This window comes from Haloferax denitrificans ATCC 35960, from assembly GCF_000337795.1.
Taxonomy (GTDB): domain Archaea; phylum Halobacteriota; class Halobacteria; order Halobacteriales; family Haloferacaceae; genus Haloferax; species Haloferax denitrificans.
Genome location: NZ_AOLP01000011.1, coordinates 316,223 through 338,286 on the forward strand (window position 1 = coordinate 316,223; position 22,064 = coordinate 338,286).

General features: G+C 68.5%; 27 protein-coding genes, 2 tRNA genes and 1 pseudogene. 25 read left to right on the top strand and 5 right to left on the bottom strand.

Translation table 11 applies throughout. The annotated features are described in order from the left end of the window. Positions 1-100: 100 nt before the first annotated feature. The 8 genes and pseudogenes from C438_RS11470 to C438_RS11505 all read left to right on the top strand — a co-directional run bounded on the left by C438_RS11470 (position 101) and on the right by C438_RS11505 (position 10,142). Complete coding sequence (locus C438_RS11470) at positions 101-1,711, top strand: amidohydrolase (protein WP_004969565.1); 1,611 nt, start codon at positions 101-103, stop codon at positions 1,709-1,711. 210 nt (positions 1,712-1,921) lie between these two features. Continuing rightward, positions 1,922-3,112 (top strand): quinolinate synthase, encoded by a 1,191-nt coding sequence (gene nadA / locus C438_RS11475; protein WP_004969566.1) that lies wholly within the window; start codon positions 1,922-1,924, stop codon positions 3,110-3,112. After that, positions 3,109-4,752: pseudogene (locus tag C438_RS11480) on the top strand (L-aspartate oxidase). Before nadA ends, C438_RS11480 begins: the two are co-directional and overlap by 4 nt. Beyond that, positions 4,739-5,545, top strand: a complete 807-nt coding sequence (gene nadC / locus C438_RS11485; RefSeq protein WP_004969567.1) for a carboxylating nicotinate-nucleotide diphosphorylase — start codon at positions 4,739-4,741, stop codon at positions 5,543-5,545. Before C438_RS11480 ends, nadC begins: the two are co-directional and overlap by 14 nt. Positions 5,546-5,629: 84 nt before the next feature. Beyond that, a complete protein-coding gene (locus C438_RS11490) occupies positions 5,630-6,826 on the top strand; it encodes an MFS transporter (protein WP_004969568.1) in 1,197 nt (398 codons plus the stop codon). Between the two features lie 102 nt (positions 6,827-6,928). Continuing rightward, positions 6,929-7,726 carry an orotidine-5'-phosphate decarboxylase gene (gene pyrF, locus C438_RS11495; protein WP_004969569.1) on the top strand — a complete coding sequence of 266 codons (798 nt, stop codon included), beginning with the start codon at positions 6,929-6,931 and terminating at the stop codon, positions 7,724-7,726. 91 nt (positions 7,727-7,817) lie between these two features. Further along, complete coding sequence (locus tag C438_RS11500) at positions 7,818-8,396, top strand: J domain-containing protein (protein ID WP_004969571.1); 579 nt, start codon at positions 7,818-7,820, stop codon at positions 8,394-8,396. 141 nt (positions 8,397-8,537) lie between these two features. After that, on the top strand, positions 8,538-10,142 hold the full coding sequence (locus C438_RS11505) for a GTPBP1 family GTP-binding protein (RefSeq protein WP_004969572.1): 1,605 nt from the start codon (positions 8,538-8,540) through the stop codon (positions 10,140-10,142). 53 nt (positions 10,143-10,195) lie between these two features. On the opposite strand, the gene C438_RS11510 is transcribed toward C438_RS11505, so the two are convergent. The 3 genes from C438_RS11510 to C438_RS11520 form a co-directional block, all read right to left on the bottom strand. After that, positions 10,196-10,687 (bottom strand): hypothetical protein, encoded by a 492-nt coding sequence (locus tag C438_RS11510; protein WP_004969573.1) that lies wholly within the window; start codon positions 10,685-10,687, stop codon positions 10,196-10,198. Then, the gene (gene mch, locus C438_RS11515) at positions 10,684-11,616 is read right to left on the bottom strand and encodes a methenyltetrahydromethanopterin cyclohydrolase (protein WP_004969574.1); all 933 of its coding nucleotides are present in this window, start codon (positions 11,614-11,616) and stop codon (positions 10,684-10,686) included. The genes C438_RS11510 and mch overlap by 4 nt, the downstream gene beginning before the upstream one ends. 120 nt (positions 11,617-11,736) lie before the next feature. Next, positions 11,737-12,051 carry an MTH1187 family thiamine-binding protein gene (locus tag C438_RS11520; RefSeq protein ID WP_004969575.1) on the bottom strand — a complete coding sequence of 105 codons (315 nt, stop codon included), beginning with the start codon at positions 12,049-12,051 and terminating at the stop codon, positions 11,737-11,739. A 126-nt stretch (positions 12,052-12,177) separates the two neighbouring features. Between C438_RS11520 and C438_RS19715 the strand changes: the two genes are divergently transcribed. The 5 genes from C438_RS19715 to C438_RS11540 all read left to right on the top strand — a co-directional run bounded on the left by C438_RS19715 (position 12,178) and on the right by C438_RS11540 (position 14,590). Continuing rightward, positions 12,178-12,345, top strand: coding sequence for a hypothetical protein (locus tag C438_RS19715; protein WP_167321097.1), 168 nt, complete (start codon positions 12,178-12,180; stop codon positions 12,343-12,345). Positions 12,346-12,420: 75 nt separating this feature from the next. Next, positions 12,421-13,479, top strand: a complete 1,059-nt coding sequence (locus tag C438_RS11525; RefSeq protein ID WP_004969576.1) for a YihY/virulence factor BrkB family protein — start codon at positions 12,421-12,423, stop codon at positions 13,477-13,479. A gap of 38 nt (positions 13,480-13,517) precedes the next feature. Then, on the top strand, positions 13,518-13,802 hold the full coding sequence (locus C438_RS11530; RefSeq protein ID WP_004969577.1) for a DUF7130 family rubredoxin-like protein: 285 nt from the start codon (positions 13,518-13,520) through the stop codon (positions 13,800-13,802). A 71-nt stretch (positions 13,803-13,873) separates the two neighbouring features. Further along, positions 13,874-14,128: a hypothetical protein gene (locus C438_RS11535; RefSeq protein ID WP_004969578.1), complete on the top strand. Its 255-nt coding sequence runs from the start codon at positions 13,874-13,876 to the stop codon at positions 14,126-14,128. 171 nt (positions 14,129-14,299) lie between these two features. Then, positions 14,300-14,590, top strand: a complete 291-nt coding sequence (locus C438_RS11540; protein WP_004969579.1) for a hypothetical protein — start codon at positions 14,300-14,302, stop codon at positions 14,588-14,590. Positions 14,591-14,853: 263 nt separating this feature from the next. Here C438_RS11540 and C438_RS11545 read toward each other — a convergent pair. After that, positions 14,854-14,924 (bottom strand) — tRNA-Gly (locus tag C438_RS11545). A gap of 12 nt (positions 14,925-14,936) precedes the next feature. Continuing rightward, positions 14,937-15,007, bottom strand: a tRNA-Gly gene (locus tag C438_RS11550). A gap of 289 nt (positions 15,008-15,296) precedes the next feature. Between C438_RS11550 and C438_RS11555 the strand changes: the two genes are divergently transcribed. The 12 genes from C438_RS11555 to C438_RS11610 are packed head-to-tail and all read left to right on the top strand — an operon-like array spanning position 15,297 to position 22,064. Further along, a complete protein-coding gene (locus C438_RS11555; RefSeq protein WP_004969580.1) occupies positions 15,297-16,139 on the top strand; it encodes a putative RNA uridine N3 methyltransferase in 843 nt (280 codons plus the stop codon). Between the two features lie 4 nt (positions 16,140-16,143). Continuing rightward, the gene (locus C438_RS11560) at positions 16,144-17,160 is read left to right on the top strand and encodes a 50S ribosomal protein L3 (protein WP_004969581.1); all 1,017 of its coding nucleotides are present in this window, start codon (positions 16,144-16,146) and stop codon (positions 17,158-17,160) included. Positions 17,161-17,163: 3 nt separating this feature from the next. Next, the gene (gene rpl4p / locus C438_RS11565) at positions 17,164-17,910 is read left to right on the top strand and encodes a 50S ribosomal protein L4 (RefSeq protein ID WP_004969582.1); all 747 of its coding nucleotides are present in this window, start codon (positions 17,164-17,166) and stop codon (positions 17,908-17,910) included. Further along, positions 17,907-18,158: a 50S ribosomal protein L23 gene (locus tag C438_RS11570; protein WP_004042614.1), complete on the top strand. Its 252-nt coding sequence runs from the start codon at positions 17,907-17,909 to the stop codon at positions 18,156-18,158. Before rpl4p ends, C438_RS11570 begins: the two co-directional genes overlap by 4 nt. 2 nt (positions 18,159-18,160) lie before the next feature. Beyond that, positions 18,161-18,886, top strand: a complete 726-nt coding sequence (locus C438_RS11575; protein WP_004042612.1) for a 50S ribosomal protein L2 — start codon at positions 18,161-18,163, stop codon at positions 18,884-18,886. A gap of 2 nt (positions 18,887-18,888) precedes the next feature. Then, positions 18,889-19,311: a 30S ribosomal protein S19 gene (locus C438_RS11580; RefSeq protein ID WP_004969583.1), complete on the top strand. Its 423-nt coding sequence runs from the start codon at positions 18,889-18,891 to the stop codon at positions 19,309-19,311. Between the two features lie 3 nt (positions 19,312-19,314). Then, a complete protein-coding gene (locus C438_RS11585) occupies positions 19,315-19,776 on the top strand; it encodes a 50S ribosomal protein L22 (RefSeq protein WP_004042608.1) in 462 nt (153 codons plus the stop codon). Continuing rightward, on the top strand, positions 19,776-20,687 hold the full coding sequence (locus C438_RS11590) for a 30S ribosomal protein S3 (RefSeq protein ID WP_004969584.1): 912 nt from the start codon (positions 19,776-19,778) through the stop codon (positions 20,685-20,687). The genes C438_RS11585 and C438_RS11590 overlap by 1 nt, the downstream gene beginning before the upstream one ends. Next, on the top strand, positions 20,688-20,900 hold the full coding sequence (gene rpmC / locus C438_RS11595; RefSeq protein ID WP_004062417.1) for a 50S ribosomal protein L29: 213 nt from the start codon (positions 20,688-20,690) through the stop codon (positions 20,898-20,900). After that, complete coding sequence (locus C438_RS11600) at positions 20,900-21,331, top strand: ribonuclease P protein component 1 (RefSeq protein WP_004969585.1); 432 nt, start codon at positions 20,900-20,902, stop codon at positions 21,329-21,331. Before rpmC ends, C438_RS11600 begins: the two co-directional genes overlap by 1 nt. Next, positions 21,322-21,666 (top strand): 30S ribosomal protein S17, encoded by a 345-nt coding sequence (locus C438_RS11605; protein WP_042663561.1) that lies wholly within the window; start codon positions 21,322-21,324, stop codon positions 21,664-21,666. Before C438_RS11600 ends, C438_RS11605 begins: the two co-directional genes overlap by 10 nt. Then, on the top strand, positions 21,666-22,064 hold the full coding sequence (locus C438_RS11610) for a 50S ribosomal protein L14 (protein WP_004042597.1): 399 nt from the start codon (positions 21,666-21,668) through the stop codon (positions 22,062-22,064). The genes C438_RS11605 and C438_RS11610 overlap by 1 nt, the downstream gene beginning before the upstream one ends.

A 22,064-nucleotide genomic window follows, 5' to 3' on the forward strand; every position in this document is an offset into this window, starting at 1 on the left:
GCGGTCCGTCCCCGTTCGAGGCCGCCCCGTCGTCCGACCACCGCCCGACCGCTCCGCCGCCTCCCGAACCGTTTTGCCCTCCCGCGTCGGCGTCGAACGTATGACCGCGGCAGCGGACCTCGTACTGACGAACGCGGAGGTACACACCCTCGGGTCGCCCGACGAGACGCACGAAGCAGTCGCCGTCCGCGACGGCGAGGTCGTCCGCGTCGGCCGCGCGTTCGACGTGGAACTGCTCGCCGGCGTCGAGACGCGGGTCGTCGACTGCGGCGGCCGCGTCGTCCTCCCCGGCTTCATCGACGCCCACACGCACCTCCCGATGGTCGGCCGGTCGCTCGTCCACGCCGACCTCTCGGAGGCCGGCTCCGCGGCCGAGGCGGTCGAACTGCTCCGCGAGCGGGCCGCCGAGGTCGAAGCCGACGACAACGAGACCGGCGACGAGACCGACTGGGTGCTCGGCTACGGCTACGACGAGAGCACGTGGGACGAATCGAGATACCTCAGCCGCGACGACCTCGACGCCGTCTCCGAGTCGCTTCCCGTGGTCGCCTTCCGCGAGGACCTCCACACCGCCGGCGTCAACTCGGTCGTCCTCGACCGCTACGCCGACGATCTACCCGACGAGGGCGTGCGGACCGCCGGAGGTGGAGAGGGCGACGCCGCCGGCGAGCCAACGGGCGTCGTGGTCGAGGGCGCGGTGGACGTGCTCCGCGAGGCGACCGAGCCGGACCGCGAGGAGATGGCGGAACTCGTCCGCGCGGCGCAGTCGTACGCGACCGCCCGCGGCGTCACCGGCGTCCACGACATGGTCCGCGGCTCCCGCGCGCCCGAGGTCTACCGCGACCTCGCCGACGCCGGCGAACTGGCCCTCCGCGTCCGAATCAACTACTGGTCCGACCACCTCGACGCGCTCCGCGAGGTCGGCCTGCGGACGAACCACGGCGGCGGGAGCCGCGGCGACCTCGTCACCGTCGGCGCGATAAAGACGTTCACCGACGGGAGCTTCGGCGGGCGGACCGCGAAACTCACCGATCCCTACGCCGACGCCGCGGCGGACCCCGACGCGGCCGACGACGAGACGGGCCAGTGGGTCGTCGACCCCGAAGAGCTCCGCGAACTCGTCGCCGACGCCGACGAGTCGGGCTATCAGCTCACCGCGCACGCCATCGGCGACGCGGCCATCGACGCGGTGCTCGACGCGTACGAGGAGACCGACGACCCCGGCGCGGCCCGCCACCGGGTCGAACACGTCGAACTCGCGTCCGACGAAGCTATCGAGCGCTTCGCCGAGTCGGGCGTCGTCGCCTCGGTCCAGCCGAACTTCCTGAAGTGGGCCGACGAGGGCGGCCTCTACGACGCCCGCCTCGGCGAGCGACGCCTGCGGACCAACCGCTACCGCGACCTGCTCGACGCGGGCGTGGACCTCGCGTTCGGGAGCGACTGCATGCCGCTCGGACCGCTTCTCGGCGTCGACCTCGCCACCGACCACCCGACCCCCGGCCAGTCGCTCACCGTCACCGAGGCGCTTCGGGCGTACACCTCCGGCGCGGCCTACGCCGGCTTCGACGAGGACCGATTGGGAACCGTCGCGTCCGGGAGCGCCGCTGACCTCGTCGTCCTCGACGAGTCGCCGTGGGAGGCCGACTCGATTCGCGACATTCCGGTCTCGATGACCGTCGTGGACGGCCGCGTCGTCTTCGAACGCGACTGAGCAGAGAACCACCATCGATGTCGGCGCTCTTTTGAAGAAAATTATTCTTCGACCGAGTAGCGACTGTGTTCGACTTCTAACGACTAATCGAGTGCATGTACCACCGTCCAATCGTCTGTGTAGAGAATATTTACGGGTGAGTAGCGACTATTGAAGAAAAATATTTTTCAATAAGGCCCGATGATTGGACTTCAACCGTGGTGACCAATCGTGGTTGAATTACAGTCGGTCGGGTTCGAGTCGGAGCTCAGCCTGTTCAAATACGACACGCTCGAACAGCTTCCGGAGAGCCACCGCGACCTCGACGAGGCCGCCCGCTCCCGGCGAATCGCCGCCGCCCGCGAGGAACTCGGGGACCGCGTCGTCGTCCTCGGACACAACTACCAGCGACGCGAAATCGTCGAGCACGCGGACTTCATCGGCGACTCCTACGAACTCTCGAAGCGCGCCGCCGAGTCCGACGCCGACTACGTCGTCTTCGCCGGCGTGACGTTCATGGCCGAGAGCGCGGACATCATCACCGACGACGACCAGACGGTGATTCTCCCGTCGATGGAGGCGTCGTGCCCGATGGCCGGGATGGCCGAGGCCGTGCAGGTCGACGCCGCGTGGGAGACACTCGTCGAAGAGAGCGGCGGCAAGGACATTGTCCCCGTGACGTACATGAACTCCTACGCCGACCTGAAGGCCTTTTGTGCCTCTCACGGCGGACTCATCTGCACCTCCTCGAACGCCGCCGACGCCTTCGAGTGGGCGTTCGAGCGCGGCGACGCCGTGCTGTTCCTGCCCGACAAGCACCTCGGGCGCAACACGGCCGATGACCTCGACATCGACGAGGTGGTCGAGTGGGACCCGTGGGCCGGCGACGTGGCCGAATCGGCGGGCGCTGAGAGCGGCGAGGGCGGCGAGGGCGGCGGGGGCGGCGGAGACGCCGCGCCCGATATCCCGGACCTCGGCGACGCCGAGGTCATCCTCTGGGACGGCTACTGTCAGGTCCACGAGCGCTTCCGCGTCGACCACGTCGAGGCGGCGCAGGCCGACGGCGCGAAGGTCGTCGCCCATCCCGAGTGCCGCCCGAGCGTCGTCGCGGCCGCGGACGAGGTCGGCTCCACGAGCCACATCTGCGACGTCGTCGCGAACGCCGACCCCGGCGAGACGTGGGCCATCGGCACCGAGGTCCACCTCGCGCGACACCTCGCGCGCTGGCACCCCGAGGTCGACGTGCGCCCCCTCTGCGGCGACGCCTGCATGGACTGCAACGCCATGCGGCAGGTCGACCCCAACTACCTGACGTGGGTGCTCGAAGAGCTCGCCGCGGGCCGCGAACCCAACGTCGTCGAGGTCGCGCCCGAGGAGAAGGAACTCGCCGCGGTCGCGCTCGACCGCATGCTCGAACTATGAAGGCCGACGTGCTCGTCGTCGGCTCCGGCATCGCCGGCTGTGCCGCGGCCCTCGCCGCCGCCCGCGAGGGGGCCGACGTGCTCGTCGTCACGAAGGCGACCGAACCCGAGGACGCCGCGTCCGACTGGGCGCAGGGCGGCATCGCCGTCACCCAGTCCGCGCCCGCGGAGTTCGCCGCCGACATTCGCCGAGCGAGCGACGGCACCGCCGACCCCGAGGCCGTCGAGACGCTCGTCTCCGAGTCCCGCGCCGTCGTCGAGGACGTGCTGTTGGACACGCTCGGCGTCGAGTTCGACGCGGCGGGCGACGGCGACGCCGGCGACCCGGATTCTGGCGACGCCGCCGGCACCGACACCGCCGGCACCGACGCCGCCGACTTCGACCTCGCCCGCGAGGCGGGGCACTCCAGCCGCCGCATCCTCCACGTCGACGCCAGCACCGGCGCGCACGTCCTCCGGCCGTTCCTGAAGCACCTCTCGGCCCGCGACGGCGTGCGCATCGTCGAGGACGCGATGGCCCTCGACCTCCTGACCGAGGAGGGGGACCGTCCGCGGCGCGACCGTCCTCGCCGACGGCGAAGTCGAACCCGTGTTCGCCGGGGCGACCGTCCTCGCCACCGGCGGCATCGGCGACTGTTACGCCCGGTCGACCAACCCCGCGGGCGCGACCGGCGACGGCGTGGCGATGGCCGCGCTCGCCGGCGCGACCGTCTCGGACATGCAGTACGTCCAGTTCCATCCGACGGCGTACGACCCCCGGACTGACCCACGGGCCGACGACGACGCGCGACCGTTCCTCGTCAGCGAGGCCGTTCGCGGCGAGGGCGCGGTCCTGCGCGACGCCGACGGCCGCCGCTTCATGCCTGACGTGCACGAAGACGCCGAACTCGCCCCCCGAGACGTGGTCGCCCGCGCCGTCTCCCGCGCCCGCGACCGGACCGGCCGCGTCGTCCTCGACGTGTCCGACCTCGACTTCCGCGGGGAGTTCCCCGACCTCGCGGCGCTCTGCGACGACCGCGGCATCGACCTCGACGCCGGCGTCCCGGTCGCCCCGAGCGAGCACTTCCTCTGCGGCGGCGTCGCCGTCGACGACCGCGGCAGGACCTCGCTGTCCCGCCTGTTCGCCGCCGGCGAGTGCGCTCACACCGGCGTCCACGGCGCGAACCGACTCGCTTCGACCAGCCTGCTCGAAGGGCTCGTCTGGGGCGTCCGTGCCGGCGAGGCCGCGGCCGACAGGGGCCGCGACGAGGCTGAGACCGTCGAGTTCGCGCCGCCGCGCGACTCCGACCCGGCGCTCCCCGACGCCTTCGCCGACACGAAGTTCGACCGCCGTCGGGCGGACGATGGACGAGTCGTCGGCATCGAGCGCACGCCGGCGGCCTCGGCACCGCGCGGGCGCGGCTTCGCCGCCTGAAAGGCGAGGTCGACGCCTACGCCCGCACCCGCGTCTCGCGGGCCGTCTACGAACTCCGGAACGCCTGCGTCTCGTCGCTCCTCGTCGCCCGCGCGGCCGCCGACGCGCCGTCGGCCGGCTGTCACTCGCTCGTCGACCCGGACGAACGCGAGGGAGGCAAGAGAGACGAGGGAGGCGAGGAGAGCGACGACGCCGGACAGGGGGTGACCCCGAGTGCTGACGACTGAGACCGTCGAGCGCTGGCTGGCCGAGGACGTCGGACACCGCGACGTGACGAACGACGTGCCCGGCGACACCACCGGGCGACTCGTGGCCAAAGAGCCGGCGGTCGCCGCCGGCCTCGACGCCGCCGTCGCCGTCTTCGACTACCTCGGCGTCGAGGCCGAGCGAGCGGTCGAGGTCGGCGACGCGGTCGAAGCGGGCGACGAAGTCCTCCACGTCGACGGCGACGCCCGGAACGTCCTCCGCGGCGAGCGCGTCGCCGCCAACGTCGTCGGCCACGCCTCCGGCGTCGCCACCACGACCCGCGAGGCCGTCGACGCCGCCCGCGAGGTGTCGGACTCGGTTCGGGTCGCCGCGACCCGCAAGACCACCCCCGGCCTCCGCGGCGTCGAAAAGCGCGCCGTCGTCGCCGGCGGCGGCGACACCCACCGCCTCACGCTCTCGGGGATGGTGATGGTCAAGGACAACCACGTCGCCGAACTCGGGTTGGAAGAGGCGGTCCGCCGCTTCGCCGAGCGCAAGTCGTTCGCGACCAAGCTCGAAGTCGAAGTCGAGACGCCCGAGATGGGCGAGCGCGCCGCGGCCGCCGGAGCCGACATCGTCCTGTTCGACAACCTCCCGCCCGAGGCGGTCCGCGAGGGCGTCTCCCGGCTCCCCGAGGGCGTCATCTCGGAGGCCAGCGGCGGTATCACCCCGGAGACGCTCCCCGCCTACGCCGACACCGGCGTCGACGTGGTCTCGATGGGGTGGCTCACCCACAGCGCGCCGAGTGCGGACTTCTCCTTCCGAACCGGGTGAGAGACGGGCGTCGAGTCCGACTCGGACACCGTCGCCGGCGGCCGAATCCACACGTTCTTTGGGTCGTGTCGAGACCGTGGAACGATGACTTCGTGGCCCGCCGCCGCCCGCCTGCGCTCCCCGGTCGCGAAGTACTACGCCTACAAGACGACCGAGTTCGTCTCCTTCACGGCGGCTATCTGGATTCTGTTCGTCCGCTCGCGGGACCTCTCGTTCGCCGAGGTCGGCGCGCTCAACAGCGTCTGGTGGCTCGCGCTCGTCGCGGCCGAGATACCGACCGGCTACCTCGGCGACCGACTCGGCCGCCGGAGCGCGATGGCCCTCGGCACGGCCATCATCGCCGTCTCGACCGCGGCGATGGGCCTGTCCGAGACGTTCGTCCAACTCGCGGTCGTCTACGGCGCGTGGGCCGTCGGCCAGACGTTCCGGTCCGGGAGCGACGACGCGTGGCTCTACGACCTGTTGGCCGAGACCGACGAGACCCACGAGTTCGCCGCCGTCCGCGGTCGCGCAACCGGCGTCGGCCTCGCAATCGGCGCGGTGACGACCCTCGCCGGGGGGCTCCTCGCCGACGCGACGAACTACGCGGTCCCCTTCTTCGCCACCGCCGCGGTGACGGCGCTGGGCGTTCCGATTCTGCTGTCGGTCCCCGAGACGGGCGCGACCGGCGGCGATTTCACGCCGCGGACGGCGCTCCGAGTCATCCGCGAGAAGCTCTCGCGCCCGCCGCTCCGCGGCTTCGTCGCCTACTTCGCGCTCCTGTTCGGCGTCGCCAACATGGTGTACATCTTCGACCAGCCGATTCTCCGCGACGTGGCGCTCGACCTCGGCGTCCCCGCGACGGCGACGAACACCGCCGTCAGCGCCTCCTACGCGCTGTTCTCGCTCGTCGCGGCCGCGGCGACGTTCCGCGCCGGCTGGGTCGAATCCCGCGTCGGCGTCCGTCGGTGGTTCCTCGCCTCGCCGCTCGTGCTCGCGGTCGCCTACGCGTCGGTCCCGCTTTTCGGGCCGCTGGCCTTCCCCGCCTTCGCGGTCGCCCGCGGCGTCACGAACGTCTCGTCCGTCCTCGGGAACCAGTACGTCAACGACCGGGTGGACTCGGTCGGCCGCGCGACCGTCCTCTCGGCCGCCGGGATGCTCTACTCGCTCGCGGTCGTCCCGTTCGAACTCGCGGGCGGGGTCGTCGCCGACGCCCTCTCGCCGGCCGGCGCGCTCGCGCTCTTCGGCGGGGTGCTCGTCGTCGGCGCGGGCCTGCTGTGGACGGTCGAACGGCCCGTCTGAGAGCCGGCGGGGTGTGGTCGGCCAGCGCGCTCTGTTCACGCCCGGCCCGACGCCCGCGCCGAAGGGAAAACCCCTTACTTTCGGTCGTCGCACTCGCGGGCAATGGGCTTCTTCGACGACCTCCGCGACCGCATCGAGGCGACAGACAGCGTCGTCTCGGTCGGCCTCGACGCCGACATCGACCGCATCCCCGACCACCTGCTCGACAAGGACCTCCCGCGCTGGGCGTTCAACCGCCGCATCATCGACGCGACCCACGAGCACGCCGCGGCGTTCAAGCCGAACGCGGCGTTCTACGAGGACGAGGACGGCTGGCGCGCCCTGCGGGAGACCATCGCCTACGCCCGCGGCAAGGGCGTGCCGGTCCTCTTGGACGCCAAGCGCGCCGACATCGGCAACACGACCCGCAAGTACGCCGACCTGCTCGACGACGCCGACGCCATCACCGTCAATCCCTACATGGGCCGCGACTCCATCCAGCCGTTCCTCGCCCGCGAGGACAAGGGCGTGTTCGTCCTCTGTCGGACCTCGAACCCCGGCGGCTCCGACCTCCAGTCGCTCGAACTCGACTCGGGCGAACCGCTCTACGAGCGCGTCGCGGCGCTCTGCGACCTCTGGAACGAACACGGGAACGTCGGCCTCGTCGTCGGCGCGACCGGCCCCGACGAACTGGAACACCTCCGCGAGCAGGTGCCCGACCTGCCGTTTCTCGTCCCCGGCGTGGGCGCGCAGGGCGGCGACGCCGAGGCCGCCGTCGAGTTCGGCCTCGCGGACGGCGTCGGCCTCGTGAACTCCTCTCGCGGCATCATCTTCGCCGGCGAAGACCGCGGCGAGGACTTCGACAAGGCCGCCGGACAGGCGGCCAAGCGCCTCAAAAAGCGGCTGAATCAGTACCGCTGAGGCGACGCGGCGGGCGGGTCGTCGGCCGGCCGGTCACCTCCCGGTCGCGCCCCGGCGAGACGTTTACCACCGTGCGCCCCTAACTGCGCCCGTGGACCGAGACCGACTCGTCATGGGGCTCGCGGCGGTGTTCGCGGGCATCACCATGCTCCTCGTCGTGTTGGCGTTCGCCTACCGACAGCTCCTGTTGCTGTTCGTCGCCCTCCCCTTCGGCGCGACGACGTACTTCATGTACGCCCACGTCAGCGGCCGCCTCCACGAGCGGTTCCGCCGGACGCGCGTCCGCGCCGACGCCGGGCGCGGCGGGTTCGGCTTCCGGTCGGAGCGACGGCGGAGCGACCGCCGGGAGACCGGCGGCTTCGGTGCGGGGCCCCGCGGCGACCCACAAGAGGGACCGCGATCCGGGCGGTTCGGTCCAGATGGCGGATTCGGCGGTGACCGCCGCCGTCAACAGCGAACTCGCGGAGATGGGCCGAGCGTCCGGCCGCCGCGACGCGGTATGAGCCGACAACAAGCCCTCGACACGCTCGACCTCGACGCCGACGCCTCCGCGGACGAGGTGAAAGCCGCCTACCGGAGGCGCGTCAAGGAGACGCACCCGGACTCGAAGACCGGCGACGAGGAGACGTTCAAGCGCGTCAACCGGGCCTACGAGCGCCTGACCGAGTGACTGCGCCTCGTTTTCCCTCGCATTCGACCGCCACACGTCTCGTCGGGCGCGTCCGCGTCGCTTCCGTCTCGGTTGTGGTACAGTCTCATGGCAATCGCTACCGCGGAAAGCGTTTTCACGGTCGGTTTCCTACCCGCTTCCATGAGCGCGGATCGGGCTCTCTTGGACGAGGCCCTCGAGCGCGGTGAGGAAGAAGGCGGAAACGTCGAGTTCAAAGAACGCCTCACTCGCGCCGTTCACCTGTCCGACGGCCGGATGGAGTCGCTCGCGGCGCAACTCAGACACCGAGTGCTCTCCGGCGACGGCGTGGCGACCTACGTGGTCGGCGTCACCGACGACGGCGGCATCGCCGGCATCCCGCCTGACGACTTCTCCGAGACCATGGACGTGCTGTCGCTTCTGGCCGAGGAGGCCGGGGCGCACATCGAGGACGTGGAGACGTGGGGCGTCGGCGAGTCGGCCGAACGCGGCCTCGTCGGCGTCGCGACCATCCGCGAGGGCGCGATGCTCGACGTGGACGACGACCACATCGTCGTCGGCACCGCGGGCCACGTCGACCACGGCAAATCGACGCTCGTCGGCTCGCTCGTGACCGGACAGGCCGACAACGGCAACGGAAGCACGCGGTCGTTCCTCGACGTACAGCCCCACGAGGTCGAACGCGGCCTGTCGGCGGACCTCTCGTACGCCGTCTACGGCTTTTCCGACGACGGCCCGGTCCACATGCGCAACCCCCACCGGAAGTCCGACCGGGCGCAGGTCGTCCAGGAGGCCGACCGACTCGTCTCGTTCGTCGACACCGTCGGCCACGAGCCGTGGCTCCGAACGACGATTCGCGGCCTCGTCGGCCAGCGCCTCGACTACGGCCTGCTCGTCGTCGCCGCCGACGACGGCCCGACGAGAACGACCCGCGAACACCTCGGCATCCTCCTCGCCATGGAGCTTCCGACGGTCGTCGCCATCACGAAAGTCGACGCCGTCTCCGAGGAGCGCGTCGCCGAGGTCGAACGCGAGGTCGAGCGCCTCCTCCGCGACGTGGGGCGGACGCCCCTGAGCGTCGAGCGCCACGGCGTCGACGCCGCCGTCGAGGAGATAAGCGAGTCGGTCGTCCCGCTGTTCCTGACGAGCGCGGTCACGATGGACGGCCTCGACGACCTCGACCGGCTGTTCGAGGCGCTCCCGAAGCGGAGCGCCGCCGAGGGCGAGTTCAAGATGTACATCGACCGGACCTACTCGGTCACGGGCGTCGGCGCGGTCGCCTCGGGCACGGTCAACTCCGGGGCGGTCGAGGCCGGCGACACACTGCTCTTGGGACCGATGTCCGACGGCGAGTTCCGCGAGGTCGAGGTCCGCTCTATCGAGATGCACTACCACCGGGTCGACCGGGCCAACGCCGGCCGCATCGTCGGCATCGCCCTCAAGGGCGTCCGCGAGTCCGAAATCGAACGCGGGATGGTGCTCCTTCCGGGCGACGCGGAGCCAACCGCCGTCCGCGAGTTCGAAGCCGACGTGATGGTGCTCAACCACCCGACGCGGATTCAGGAGGGCTACGAACCGGTCGTCCACCTCGAAACCATCTCCGAGGCGGCAATCTTCCACCCCGACGGCGGGCGGCTCCTGCCGGGCGACACCGGCACGACCCGCGTGGAGTTCAAATTCCGGCCGTACTTCGTCGAGGTGGGCCAGCGATTCGTCTTCCGCGAGGGGAGGTCCAAGGGCGTCGGCACCGTGACGAAAGTCGACTAGAATAGCACGAGCGGCGACTCAGGTTCGGTTCGTCCCCGCCGACGGTCAGGCCGTCAGACCGCGTCTTCGACCGCGACGTAGCCGTCCGGTCGGTTTTCCGCCGCGTCGAACAGCACCGCCCAGTCCAGGAGCCGCGCGACTCTGTCGCGCCAGCGCGACTCCCACCCCTCGGGGTCGCGGTGGCGCTCCCAGTTCGGGACGGTCGGCTCGAACGCCTCGAACACCGCGTCCGCGGACGTCGGCTCGTCGCCGAGGGCGTCGAGCGCCTCGCGCGCGCCGAAGACGTTCCCCTCGAACGCGCTCCGCAGGTCGTCCGCGTCGGGGTCGTCGCGGACGCGCTCGAAGCCGCGGCTCACCTCGCGGGCGAGGCCGAGCGACTGGCAGAACACGAGCCAGTCGCGACCCTCGTCGGGCGTCACGTCGAGTCGGGTCGCCACTCGGCCACAGCAGTCGTCTTCGGACCCCGGAATCAGCGGGACGGCGCGGTGGGCGTCCCACAGTCGGTCGAGGGAGTCCGGCGCGGGCGGGACCGGCTTGCGCCTCACAGTCCGAACGACTCGGCGAGCACGTCCTCGTCGGTCTCGCCGAGGGTGTAGGTCGGCCCGTCGACCACGTCGACCGTGACCTGCGCGGGGCCGAACACGTCGGGGTCGACCTCGCCGAAGTCCCAGTCGGCGTCCTCGAACAGCCGTTCGAACGGAACGCCGTAGTCAGCCCCGGCCGTGGATATCGCGCGGTCGAAGTCGTCGAAGTCCTCGCTGACGGTGACGTGGACGCGCCCGCCGTAGGCGACGGCGTCGTTCGTCCGGCCCATGGCGACGCTCTCGTCGTAGCTGACGGGGGCGAGCGGGGCGGAGCCGTTGATAGAGAGGACGTTCGTCGGGTCGTAGCCCGCCTCGAAGAGGTTGAACACGGCGAGTTCGGCCGCACGGGCCGCGCCCGTGACGCTCCCGACGAGCGAGCCGGTCGCGTAGGTCGGCAGGAAGACGGCGCTCGGTTCGAGGCCGGTCGTCTCCGCGACGTGTTCCGCGACCTCGTCGGTCGGGAGGTCGATGCTCTCGACGGCGAGGACCGTCAGGTCGAACTCGTCGTAGTAGCCGAGGTGGTGGAACTCCTCTTCCTCGCCGACCAGCGCGCGCGCCGGGCCGGAGCCGAGGCCGTCGAAGCCGTCGAAGGTGAGCTCCCAGCCGGCCTTCTGCGAACAGAGCAGGGCCAGCGCGGGGCGGTCGGTGGAGAGTTCGACGTGCGGACGGGGCGTGCCGGCGACCTCGCCCATCCGCGTCTGTACCGTGGCGAGACCCGCGGTCTGAATCTCCGCGAGGAGCATCCCCGCTTCGACACCGCCGTCGGCGTCGACGCCGAAGTCGATGACCGTCGCGCCCGAGTCGAGTTCGTAGCCCTCGATGCCGAGCTCTCCGGCGAAGTCGAGCGCCTCGTCGACCAGTTCGATGGCCATCCGATTGATGCTGTCCATGCGAGGCGATTGCGCGCCTTCGGCTAAAGGGTTTGTCAGTCGCACACCCTCCGGGTCGCGTGGACGTGTCTCGTGTCTCGCACGGCGGACCCGCGCGGCGGGTCGCCGCGGCCCGCGAAGCTACTCGCGGTCGCGTCTCGCTTCCCGCCCGAGGTGGGCTTCGACGGCGTCGACCTTGTCGGCGGCCGTCTGGTCTTTCGTGCGCTTGTCGTCTATCTTCAGGAACGTGCTCACGCGGTCGCCGTCGACCGCCTTGTGAGCCGCGCCGACCGCCGCGAGCAGTTCGTCGATGTCGTCGGCCTCGATGACCGTCCCCATCGGGTTCGTCTCGTAGGCCACGTCGAAGTCGTCGAGGGCCGCGACGGCCTTTGCGACCTCGCCCGACATGCTCCCTTCGACGACCGGTGCGACGCTCAACATGGCGATGACTGTCATGGCCGAACCAACGCGCCACGCGGTAGTAAAACGGGGTGGGCCGAGCCGGTCGAGTCAGCGACCGAGCCGGCCGAGCCGACGACCGAACCGACGAGGCTATCCCCTCGAACAGCCACAGATTCCGATATGTTTCAGAGCGAACTCACTCGGCTGGCGCTCGTGTTGGGGGCGAACGTCGTCGGCGGAGTCACCCTCGGGTCCGCCATCGGCGGGGCCGTCGGCTACGCGGCGGAGTGGACCGTGACGGGTGCCGTCTTGGGGCTGGCGGTCGCCGTCTTCGCCGCCCGCCGGTAGTCGCTCCCGCCGAGAGCCGCCACCGCCGCCCGGGCGCGCATCGCGCTTTTCTCGTCGGCCGACGTATCAGCGCCCATGAATCCGCGCGTCGAGAGAGCGGTCACGCTGGGACGGGCCATCGTCTACGAGGTCCGAACCGAGCGGCTCACCTTCATGGCGGGCAGTATCGCCTACGGAGCGTTCGTCTCGCTGTTACCGCTGTTCCTGCTCGTCCTCGCGGCCGTCTCCGCCACCGGCGACAGCGGCCTCCGCGAGAGCGTCATCGCCGTCATCCAGTCCGTCTTGACCCCCGGCGCGAGCGACGTCATCGTCGCCGAACTGGAGTCGTCGACCCAACTCGCGAGCCTCTCCCTCGTCGGGGTGCTCGTGTTGGTGTGGGGGACGCTCCGCATCTTCCGCGGCCTCGACACCGCCTTCTCGGACATCTACGAGTCGGAGGCCGCGAACACCTTCGCCGACCAGCTTTCGGACGGCATCGTCGTGCTCGTCACCGTCGCGGTCGCCGTCGTCGCCGGCGCGCTCATCGAGTCCGTGCTCCCCGCGCTCGACGGGGCGCTCGGCTGGGTCGTCTACCGCGGCCTCCTCGTCGCCGTCCTCTTTCTGACGTTCTACCCGATGTACTACATCTTCCCCGACGAGGACGTGACCTATCTGGAGGTCGTCCCCGGCACGCTCGTCGCCGCCGTCGGGCTGACGACCTTCGAGTCGCTGTTCCGGCTCTACGTCGAGTTCAGCAGTCGCGCTCCCGAGTCGAGCGTCGTCGCCGGCATCCTCGTCCTCCTGACGTGGCTCTACTTCAGCGGGCTCGTCATCCTCCTCGGCGCGGCCGTCAACGCGGTGCTGTCGAACCGCTCGCGCGACGTGAACGTCCGCCCGCTGTTCGGCGGCGTCCCGCTCGGCTCCCAGACCGACACCGTGACCCGCGGCGAGGTGACCGCGGCCATCGAGCGACTCGACCGCCTCCTCGCGGCCGCTCCCGACGAGGACGTGACCGTCCGCGTCGGCGACGAGTCCGTCACGCTCCCCCGCCCAGAGCGGGTCGTCACCGACACCGAGACGAGTCGGTTCCTACCGGAGGGGCCCGTCAGACTGGAACTCAGATGGTCCTCGTGGCCTGACAGTCACGAGGAGTGACGACGGGCGTTATGGGGATGGCGTGCGTATGCGACACTATGGCAATAAAGACACCCGCACGACCGACAGAGCCGGCGCGACCGCTCGAACAGGACCGAACGAGGTGGGAGACCGTCGAGACGACCGCCGAAACGGCGTCTCGCGCGGTTCGACCGCCGACCGTCGTCGAACACCGACGACTGCCCGAGAAGGACCACGGCGAGGCCCGACTCGTCTGGCGGTGCGACGACTGCGGCGAACTCGGCTCGCTGACCGCGTTCCCGTCGGCGTGTCCCGACTGCGGCGCGGGCCGCGAGGCGCTGTTCTACTCCACCGAGGACTGACCGCCCCGGCCGAACGCGGTCCGCCGCCGGCCGACCGCGACCGTTTTCCCGCCGGCCGACGACCGCCGGATATGTATCTCTCTCACCCCGTCCGCCGCATGCGCGACGACCCGCTCGACGACGAGGTCGCGGAGCTCCGCGTCGAACCCGCGGACGACGACGCCCGCGCCGCGCTCGAAACCCGCGTCGAGTCGCTCGACGGAAGTCTCGAACGCGAACTCCGATTCGGCGGCGTCGTCGTCTCGCTCGCGGAGTCGGCCGTCTCCGACCTGTGCGAACTCGACGGCATCGAGCGAATCGAGACGGCCGACACGCTCGGATACTGATTCTTCGCCCACGCGTGCGAGAGCGGGACGCCGCTCCGTGCAGGAAACTGTCAACCATTTAGTGTTCGCGCTCCGGAGATGGCGTATGGCTCCCCTTCCCTCCCGCACCGCGCGAGTGACCCTCGTTGTTTTCACGTCTGTCACCGCCCTCGTGACGTTCCCTGCAGAATCGTGAGCGTCCTCGCCGACCTCGGGGGCCTTCCCCTGCTCGTCGCGTACCTGTTGCTCCTCGCGGGCACGGCCGTGCAGTACCGGCGCGGGAAGCTCTCCGGCACGCGGGCGGTTCTCCTCGTCGGGATGTGTCTCACGTGGCTCTCGTACGCCCTCTTGCAGGTGACGCAAGGCGGGGCCGTACCGACGGGCACGCCGCTTAACTACGCCCTCGACGCGCTCGCCGTCGTCGCCCTCGTCGTCGGCGTGGTCGCGATGGGCTGGTGGTGGCGGGCGCGGGACGAAACGTGAGTTCTCGGAGACGCGTCGCTGACGGGGTTGCGTTCGGGGAACTGCGTCGGCTGGGTGTTCACCGAACGCCGTGAGGTGAACTCAGGAGCACCGGCGAGACCGACGGTCGAGTCGGTGAGACGGGATTTGAACCAGAACCAGACGTGCTCGCTCACTTCGTTCGCTGTGCGCGACTGGTAGGGTTCGAAATCCCAGCGTCCCGCACACAGCCTCACAAGACCGAGAGACACGGAGGTCTCTCGGAGGTTTGTGTTCGGCAGAAGTGCGTCGGCTGGGATTTGAACCCAGGTTGTGACCATGGCAAGGTCACGTGATACCACTACACTACCGACGCATGTGGTGGAAGTGCGCTGGCTGGGATTTGAACCCAGGTTGTGACCATGGCAAGGTCACGTGATACCACTACACTACCAGCGCATTCCGCGTGTATCGTGGCGTGCTACTGCGTTACTCGATAGTGTCGGGTTGATAAATAAGGCTTGCGAAACGGGGGAGAAATCGGGCGACGGCGCGCCACCTGCTACCACGTGAGATTCGCCCTCGGCGACCTGTCGCCGACCGTGTAATTATGTACCACGCGACATTCGCCAATCTCCCGCAAACTGGGTCGTGGGACGCTCTATCACCCCAGAACGGATTCGCTACTCTTTTAGGTAGGCCCCCGGTACAAACGCCACAGTCTAGACGAGACGAGGATGAACCCGGCATGAAACTCAGCGTACTCGTGCCGTCCTCACTCGTCCGGGAAGCCGAAGACAAACGCGAGGCAACTCGCAAACTCGGCTACGTCGCCCGCGCGGCGGCGGTCTTCCGGGCGAACGAACTCGTCGTCTTCCCCGACGAAGACGGCGAGAACAAGTGGGGCGGCGAGTTCGTCGAAACCGTACTTCGGTACGCCGCGACGCCTCCCTACCTCCGCAAGGAGGTCTGGGGCAAGCGCGACGAACTCCGCTACGCTGGTATCCTGCCGCCCGTTCTCGTCGCGTCTACGACCGCGGACGACTCCGACGAGTCGCCCGCGTTGCGAGAAGGAATCGTGACCGAGGTCGGACCTGACGACCGCGTTCGGGTCAATTGCGGAATGCAACACCCGATCTCCCTGTTCGTCCCTCCCGGGATGGACCTCACAGAGGGAGAGCGCGTCGCTGTCAGGATCTCTTCGCGAGAACCGGTCCGTGCGCGGATCGTCGACGAGCCCCTTCCGGGCTTCGACGTATCCCGCATGGACCTCACGGAAGCACTCGGCAGGCCGGATGCGGGCGTGCGAATCGCCACGTCTCGCTATGGCGAACCGCTGTCGGTCCCCACATTGGGTGACCTGACGGCCCGCATCACCGACGCCGGCGGTATGACCGTCGTCTTCGGGTCGCCGGGCCGTGGGCTTCCGGACATGCTCGGGATGTCTCCCGAGGATGTTGCAGACGTCGAACCTTCCGTTGGTCCGGGGTTCGACCTCTGGCTCAATACGATTCCGCGACAGGGAAGTGAGGTCGTGCGAACAGAAGAAGCGATGTTCGCCTCCCTCGCCTCCCTGACACTCACGGAGTGAATCCATGCCACAACCAAGCAGACCACGAAAAGGCTCGATGGGCTTCAGCCCGCGCAAGCGAGCAGTCAAGGAGGTTCCACGCATCAAGTCGTGGCCGTCCGACGACGGCTCTCCCGCGCTGCAGGGCTTCGCCGGTTACAAGGCCGGTATGACCCACGTGATGATGGTCAACGACGAGGCAGACTCCCCCCGCGAAGGAATGGAGGAGTCCGTCCCGGTGACCGTCGTCGAGACGCCGCCGATGCGCGCCGTCGCCCTTCGCGCCTACGAGCAGACGCCGTACGGTATGAAGCCGCAGACCGAGGTCTGGGCGGGCGAGTTCCACGACGAACTCGACCGCGTCCTCGACCTGCCGGCAGAAGACACGTTCGACTCGGACGCCGACGCGCTTCGCGAGGCCGTCGAGGCCGGCGAAGTCGATGACCTCCGCGTCATCACGCACACGGTGCCCTCCGAGCTCGCGAACGTGCCCAAGAAGAAGCCCGACGTGATGGAGACTCGCGTCGGCGGCGGCTCCATGGTGGAGCGCGCCGACTTCGCCCTCGACCTCGTTGCCGAGGGCGGCGAACACGAGATGTCCGACGTGTTCCGCGCCGGCGAGTACCTCGACGCCGCGGGTGTCACGAAGGGTAAGGGTACGCAGGGTCCCGTCAAGCGATGGGGCGTCCAGAAGCGTAAGGGCAAGCACGCCCGCCAGGGCTGGAGACGCCGTATTGGCAACCTCGGCCCCTGGAACCCGTCCCGTGTCCGCTCTACGGTTCCGCAACTCGGTCAGACTGGCTACCACCAGCGCACCGAGCTCAACAAGCGCCTCATCGACCTCGGTGAGGGCGACGACGCCTCCGTCGACGGCGGCTTCGTCAACTACGGCGAGGTCGACGGCTCCTACGCGCTCATCAAGGGCTCGCTCCCGGGCCCCAACAAGCGCCTCCTGCGGTTCCGCCCGGCCATCCGGCCGAACGACCAGCCGCGCCTCGACCCCGAGGTGCGCTACGTCTCTACCGCATCGAACCAGGGTTAAACCATGCAGGCAACTATCCGAGACCTGAACGGCGACGACGCGGGCAGTATCGACCTGCCCGAGGTCTTCGAGACGGCTTACCGTCCGGACCTCATCAAGCGTGCCGTCATCGCCGCGCAGGCAAACCGAAAACAGCCGTACGGTGCCGACCCCTACGCCGGACTTCGAACCCCGGCAGAGTCCATGGGCAGTGGCCGTGGGATGTCCCACGACCCACGCCAGAACGGCGTCGCCCGACGCGTCCCGCACGCCGTCTCCGGCCGCCGCGCTCACCCGCCGAAGGCCGAGAAGGACCAGGGGAAGGAGATCAACACGAAGGAGCGTAAGCTCGCCGTCCGCTCGGCGCTCGCCGCCACGACGGACCCCGAGCTGGTCGCCGAGCGCGGTCACCGCTTCGACGACGACGTCGAGCTCCCCCTCGTCGTCTCCGACGACTTCGAGGACCTCGTCAAGACGAAGGAGGTCGTCGACCTCCTGCAGTCCCTCGGCGTCTACGACGACATCGAGCGCTCCGAGGAGAACAAGAAGGTCAAGGGCGGCCAGGGCAAGCTCCGCGGTCGCAAGTACACCCGTCCGAAGTCCATCCTCTTCGTGACGGCCGACGAGCCCTCGAAGGCCGCTCGCAACCTCGCGGGCGTCGACGTCGCCACCGCGGCGAACGTCTCCGCCGAGGACCTCGCGCCCGGCACCCACGCCGGTCGCCTCACGCTGTTCACCGAGAGCGCGCTCGAGGAGGTCGCAGAACGATGAGCATCATCGAACACCCGCTGGTCACGGAGAAGGCGATGAACCAGATGGACTTCGACAACAAGCTCCAGTTCATCGTCCACATCGACTCGACGAAGTCCGACGTCAAGTCGGAAGTCGAGTCGCGCTACGACGTGACCGTCGAGAAGGTCAACACGCAGGTCACGATGAAAGGCAAAAAGAAAGCAACAGTTCGTCTCTCTGAAGACGACGACGCGCAGGAAGTCGCGTCGCGTATCGGGGTGTTCTAACCATGGGACGCCGAATTCAGGGCCAGCGTCGCGGTCGCGGTACGTCCACGTTCCGGGCGCCGTCGCACCGCTACAAGGCCGAACTGTCGCACAAGAAGTCCGAAGACAAAGACACCATCTCGGGTACGGTCGTCGGCATCGAGCACGACCCCGCACGCAGTGCGCCCATCGCCCTCGTCGAGTTCGAGGACGAACAGCGCATGATTCTCGCGCCCGAGGGCATCAGCGTCGGCGAAGAGCTTCAGATCGGCGTCTCCGCCGAAATCAAGCCCGGCAACACCCTGCCGCTCGCCGAGATTCCCGAGGGTGTCCCCGTCTGTAACGTCGAGCACCAGCCCGGCGACGGCGGGAAGTTCGCCCGCGCCTCCGGCGTGAGCGCGCAGCTGCTCTCGCACGACCGCAAGGTCGCTATCGTGAAGCTCCCGTCGGGCGAGGTCAAGCGCCTCAACCCCAACTGCCGAGCCACCATCGGCGTCGTCGCCGGTGGCGGACGCACGGAGAAGCCGTTCGTCAAGGCAGGCAAGAAGTACCACAAGATGAAAGCGCGCGGTATCAAGTGGCCGCGCGTGCGTGGTGTTGCTATGAACGCCGTCGACCACCCGTTCGGTGGCGGCGGCCGGCAGCACCCCGGTCAGCCGAAGTCCGTCTCGCGGAACGCTCCGCCGGGCCGGAAGGTCGGTGACATCGCCTCCAAACGCACCGGTCGCGGTGGCAAGGGAGGTAAGTAACCATGAGTACGCAATACCGCACCGGCCGCGAAGGTGAGTTCACCTACCGCGGCCACACGCTCGACGAGCTGCAGGAGATGGAGCTCGACGAGGTCGCGGAACTGCTCCCCGCTCGTCAGCGGCGAACCATCACCCGAGGCCTGTCGGCCGAGCACGAGAAACTGCTCGCGAAGGCTCAGGAGAAGACGGAAGAGGAGACGGCCAACGCGCCCATTCGAACGCACCTGCGCGACATGCCGATTCTCCCCGAACTCGTCGGACTCACCTTCGCCGTCTACACCGGTCAGGAGTTCGAGCGCACCCAGATTCAGCCCGAGATGATCGGTCACTACCTGGGCGAGTTCCAGCTGACCCGTAGCTCGGTCGAGCACGGTCAGGCCGGTATCGGCGCGACCCGGTCTTCGAAGTTCGTGCCCCTCAAGTAAACCATGGGAATCAACTACAGCGTCGAGGCCGACCCGGACACCACGGCCAAGGGTATGCTCCGGGACCGGCCCATCAGCATCAAGCACAGCAAGGCCATCTCCCGCGCCATCAAGGGGATGCCCGTCGCCGACGCAGAGGAGTACCTCGAAGCCGTCATCGACGGCGAGCGGTCGGTTCCGTTCAAGCAGCACAACTCCGGCGTCGGTCACCGAAGCGACATCGACGGCTGGGACGCGGGACGGTACCCCGAGAAGGCGTCCAAGGCGTTCCTCGAACTCCTCGAAAACGTTCGCAACAACGCGACCGAACAGGGGTTCGACGGACCGGCCATGGAGATCAAGCACGTCGCCGCCCACAAGGTCGGCGAGCGTCAGGGTCGCAAGCCCCGTGCCTTCGGTCGGGCGGACCCGTGGAACACCCCAATCTGTGACGTCGAACTCATCATCGAAGAGGTCGAGGAATAATGGCTGACGAACACCAATTCATCGAGAACGGACTGCAGCGGTCCCAGATCGACGAGTTCTTCGCAGAAGAGCTCGGTCGAGCGGGCTACGGCGGCATGGACGTCGCCAAGACGCCGATGGGCACCCAGATCGTGCTCAAGGCCGAAAAGCCCGGGATGGTCATCGGGAAAGGCGGGAAGAACATCCGCAAGGTCACCCGCGAACTCGAAGAGCGATTCAACCTCGACGACCCCCAGATCGACGTGCAGGAAGTCGACGAGCCGGACCTCAACGCCCGGATCGTCGCCGACCGCCTCGCCAACGCGCTCGAACGCGGCTGGTACTTCCGTAAGGCGGGCCACACGACCATCGACCGCATCATGGACGCCGGCGCCCTCGGTGCCGAAATCGTCCTCTCCGGAAAGGTCACGGGCGCTCGCTCCCGCGTGGAGAAGTTCAACCGCGGCTACATCAAGCACAACGGCGAGCCCGCACAGGAGATCGTCGACGAGGGTCAGGGCGTCGCAGTCATGAAGCTCGGCACCATCGGCGTGACGGTCAAGATCATCCCGCCGGGTGCGCGACTCCCCGACGACTTCGAAGTCGAGGAAGACGCCAACCCCGAGGCGGTCGAACAGATCGAAGAGACCGAAAGCGTCGAGGACCTCCTCGAAGAGGAGCCGGAGGAAGTTCCGGACGTCTCCGAGGAGGACGACGCCGAGACGGACGCAGTCGACGAAGACGTCGTCGAGGAAGCGGCCGTCGAAGCGGTCGAAGAGGAAGTCGTCGACGACGACGCCGACGACGAGGACGAAGAAGCCGTCGAGGAAGTCGTCGACGACGACGAAGAACTCGACGAAGACGTCGCCGAAGAGGCGGCCGACCTCGTCTCGGAGATGGAAGACGAAGACGACGAAACGGAGGAAGAATAAATGGCGATCCTCTACACCGAAGAGATTCGCGACATGACGCCCGCAGAGCGCACCGCCGAGCTCGAAGAGCTCGAGACGGAACTGCTCAACGCGAAGGCCGTTCAGGCCGCGGGTGGCGCGCCGGAGAACCCCGGCCGCGTCTCTGAACTGAAAAAGACCATCGCCCGAATCAAGACGATTCAGGGCGAAGAAGGCGACCTCGACGAAGAATAATGCCACTCACACCCGAGACCCTCACGCGACACGAACTCAACGGCCTCCACGTGGAGGTCGTCGACGCGGCGAACCCCGACCTCGTCGGGATAGCCGGTCGCATCGTCGTCGAGACGATGCACACGTTCATGCTCGACGACGGGTCTCGGGTGCGGCAGGTGCCGAAACGAGGGGCGACCTTCGAATTTGCAATTCCGCGTACAGATGAAGCCGCCGGCGCCGCGAAGGCGTCGGGGACCGCGTCCAAACTTCGGTCGGATACTACTGGCGGATTTGATGCCAGTCAGTCTGGCCGGCTCGCCGACTCATCATCGGCGGCTTCCCGTTCCGGGAATTGCGAGGGCGTGGCCTACGTTACGGTGGATGGCGCACAACTGCTCTCACGACCCGCCCTGCGCACCGAAACTACAGGTGACTCGAAATGGCGATAGGACTTGACGTTCCAATGCCTCCGGAACCTGACGATTCCGAGGCTTACGACTACGAAAAATGTCCGTTCTACGGCTCGCTCTCCGTCCGGGGTCAGACCCTGGAGGGGACGGTCGTCTCGACGGACATGGCAAAGACCGTCATCGTCGAGCGGGAGTACGACGTATTCGTTCCGAAGTACGACCGCTACATGAAGCGACGTTCCCGCATCCCGGCACACGTGCCGGGCGTGCTCGACGACGTCGCTGTCGGTGACGAAGTAACGATTGCGGAGACCCGACCTCTCTCGAAGACGAAATCCCACGTCGTCGTCGAGATTATCGGAGGTGACGAGTGATGGAAGCGCTCAAAGCGGACATCACCAAGGGTGTCGCCCGTGGCTCGCTGGTCACGTGCGCCGACAACACCGGCGCTCGTGAACTGAAGATTATCAGCGTCGCGGGTTACTCCGGCACGAAGAACCGCCACCCCAAGGCAGGCATCGGGGACAAGGTGACCGTTTCTGTCACCAAAGGTACCCCCGAGATGCGCCGCCAGGTGCTCGAAGCGGTCATCGTCCGCCAGCGGAAATCCATCCGCCGGCCCGATGGCACGCGTGTGAAGTTCGAGGACAACGCCGCCGTCATCATCGACGAGATGGAAGAGCCTCGCGGGACCGAAATCAAGGGTCCCGTCGCACGCGAAGTCGCCGAGCGCTTCGGGAGTATCGCATCGACGGCTACGATGATCGTATAG

What these genes read in the sequence shown, in the direction of transcription:
- C438_RS11470 (WP_004969565.1), top strand. Translation starts at nt 101, where the DNA reads ATGACCGCGGCAGCGGACCTCGTACTGACGAACGCGGAGGTACACACC.
- C438_RS11490 (WP_004969568.1), top strand. Translation starts at nt 5,630, where the DNA reads ATGACTTCGTGGCCCGCCGCCGCCCGCCTGCGCTCCCCGGTCGCGAAG.
- pyrF (WP_004969569.1), top strand. Translation starts at nt 6,929, where the DNA reads ATGGGCTTCTTCGACGACCTCCGCGACCGCATCGAGGCGACAGACAGC.
- C438_RS11505 (WP_004969572.1), top strand. Translation starts at nt 8,538, where the DNA reads ATGAGCGCGGATCGGGCTCTCTTGGACGAGGCCCTCGAGCGCGGTGAG.
- mch (WP_004969574.1), bottom strand. Translation starts at nt 11,616, where the DNA reads ATGGACAGCATCAATCGGATGGCCATCGAACTGGTCGACGAGGCGCTC.
- C438_RS11520 (WP_004969575.1), bottom strand. Translation starts at nt 12,051, where the DNA reads ATGACAGTCATCGCCATGTTGAGCGTCGCACCGGTCGTCGAAGGGAGC.
- C438_RS19715 (WP_167321097.1), top strand. Translation starts at nt 12,178, where the DNA reads ATGTTTCAGAGCGAACTCACTCGGCTGGCGCTCGTGTTGGGGGCGAAC.
- C438_RS11525 (WP_004969576.1), top strand. Translation starts at nt 12,421, where the DNA reads ATGAATCCGCGCGTCGAGAGAGCGGTCACGCTGGGACGGGCCATCGTC.
- C438_RS11530 (WP_004969577.1), top strand. Translation starts at nt 13,518, where the DNA reads ATGGCAATAAAGACACCCGCACGACCGACAGAGCCGGCGCGACCGCTC.
- C438_RS11535 (WP_004969578.1), top strand. Translation starts at nt 13,874, where the DNA reads ATGTATCTCTCTCACCCCGTCCGCCGCATGCGCGACGACCCGCTCGAC.
- C438_RS11555 (WP_004969580.1), top strand. Translation starts at nt 15,297, where the DNA reads ATGAAACTCAGCGTACTCGTGCCGTCCTCACTCGTCCGGGAAGCCGAA.
- C438_RS11560 (WP_004969581.1), top strand. Translation starts at nt 16,144, where the DNA reads ATGCCACAACCAAGCAGACCACGAAAAGGCTCGATGGGCTTCAGCCCG.
- rpl4p (WP_004969582.1), top strand. Translation starts at nt 17,164, where the DNA reads ATGCAGGCAACTATCCGAGACCTGAACGGCGACGACGCGGGCAGTATC.
- C438_RS11570 (WP_004042614.1), top strand. Translation starts at nt 17,907, where the DNA reads ATGAGCATCATCGAACACCCGCTGGTCACGGAGAAGGCGATGAACCAG.
- C438_RS11575 (WP_004042612.1), top strand. Translation starts at nt 18,161, where the DNA reads ATGGGACGCCGAATTCAGGGCCAGCGTCGCGGTCGCGGTACGTCCACG.
- C438_RS11580 (WP_004969583.1), top strand. Translation starts at nt 18,889, where the DNA reads ATGAGTACGCAATACCGCACCGGCCGCGAAGGTGAGTTCACCTACCGC.
- C438_RS11585 (WP_004042608.1), top strand. Translation starts at nt 19,315, where the DNA reads ATGGGAATCAACTACAGCGTCGAGGCCGACCCGGACACCACGGCCAAG.
- C438_RS11590 (WP_004969584.1), top strand. Translation starts at nt 19,776, where the DNA reads ATGGCTGACGAACACCAATTCATCGAGAACGGACTGCAGCGGTCCCAG.
- rpmC (WP_004062417.1), top strand. Translation starts at nt 20,688, where the DNA reads ATGGCGATCCTCTACACCGAAGAGATTCGCGACATGACGCCCGCAGAG.
- C438_RS11600 (WP_004969585.1), top strand. Translation starts at nt 20,900, where the DNA reads ATGCCACTCACACCCGAGACCCTCACGCGACACGAACTCAACGGCCTC.
- C438_RS11605 (WP_042663561.1), top strand. Translation starts at nt 21,322, where the DNA reads ATGGCGATAGGACTTGACGTTCCAATGCCTCCGGAACCTGACGATTCC.
- C438_RS11610 (WP_004042597.1), top strand. Translation starts at nt 21,666, where the DNA reads ATGGAAGCGCTCAAAGCGGACATCACCAAGGGTGTCGCCCGTGGCTCG.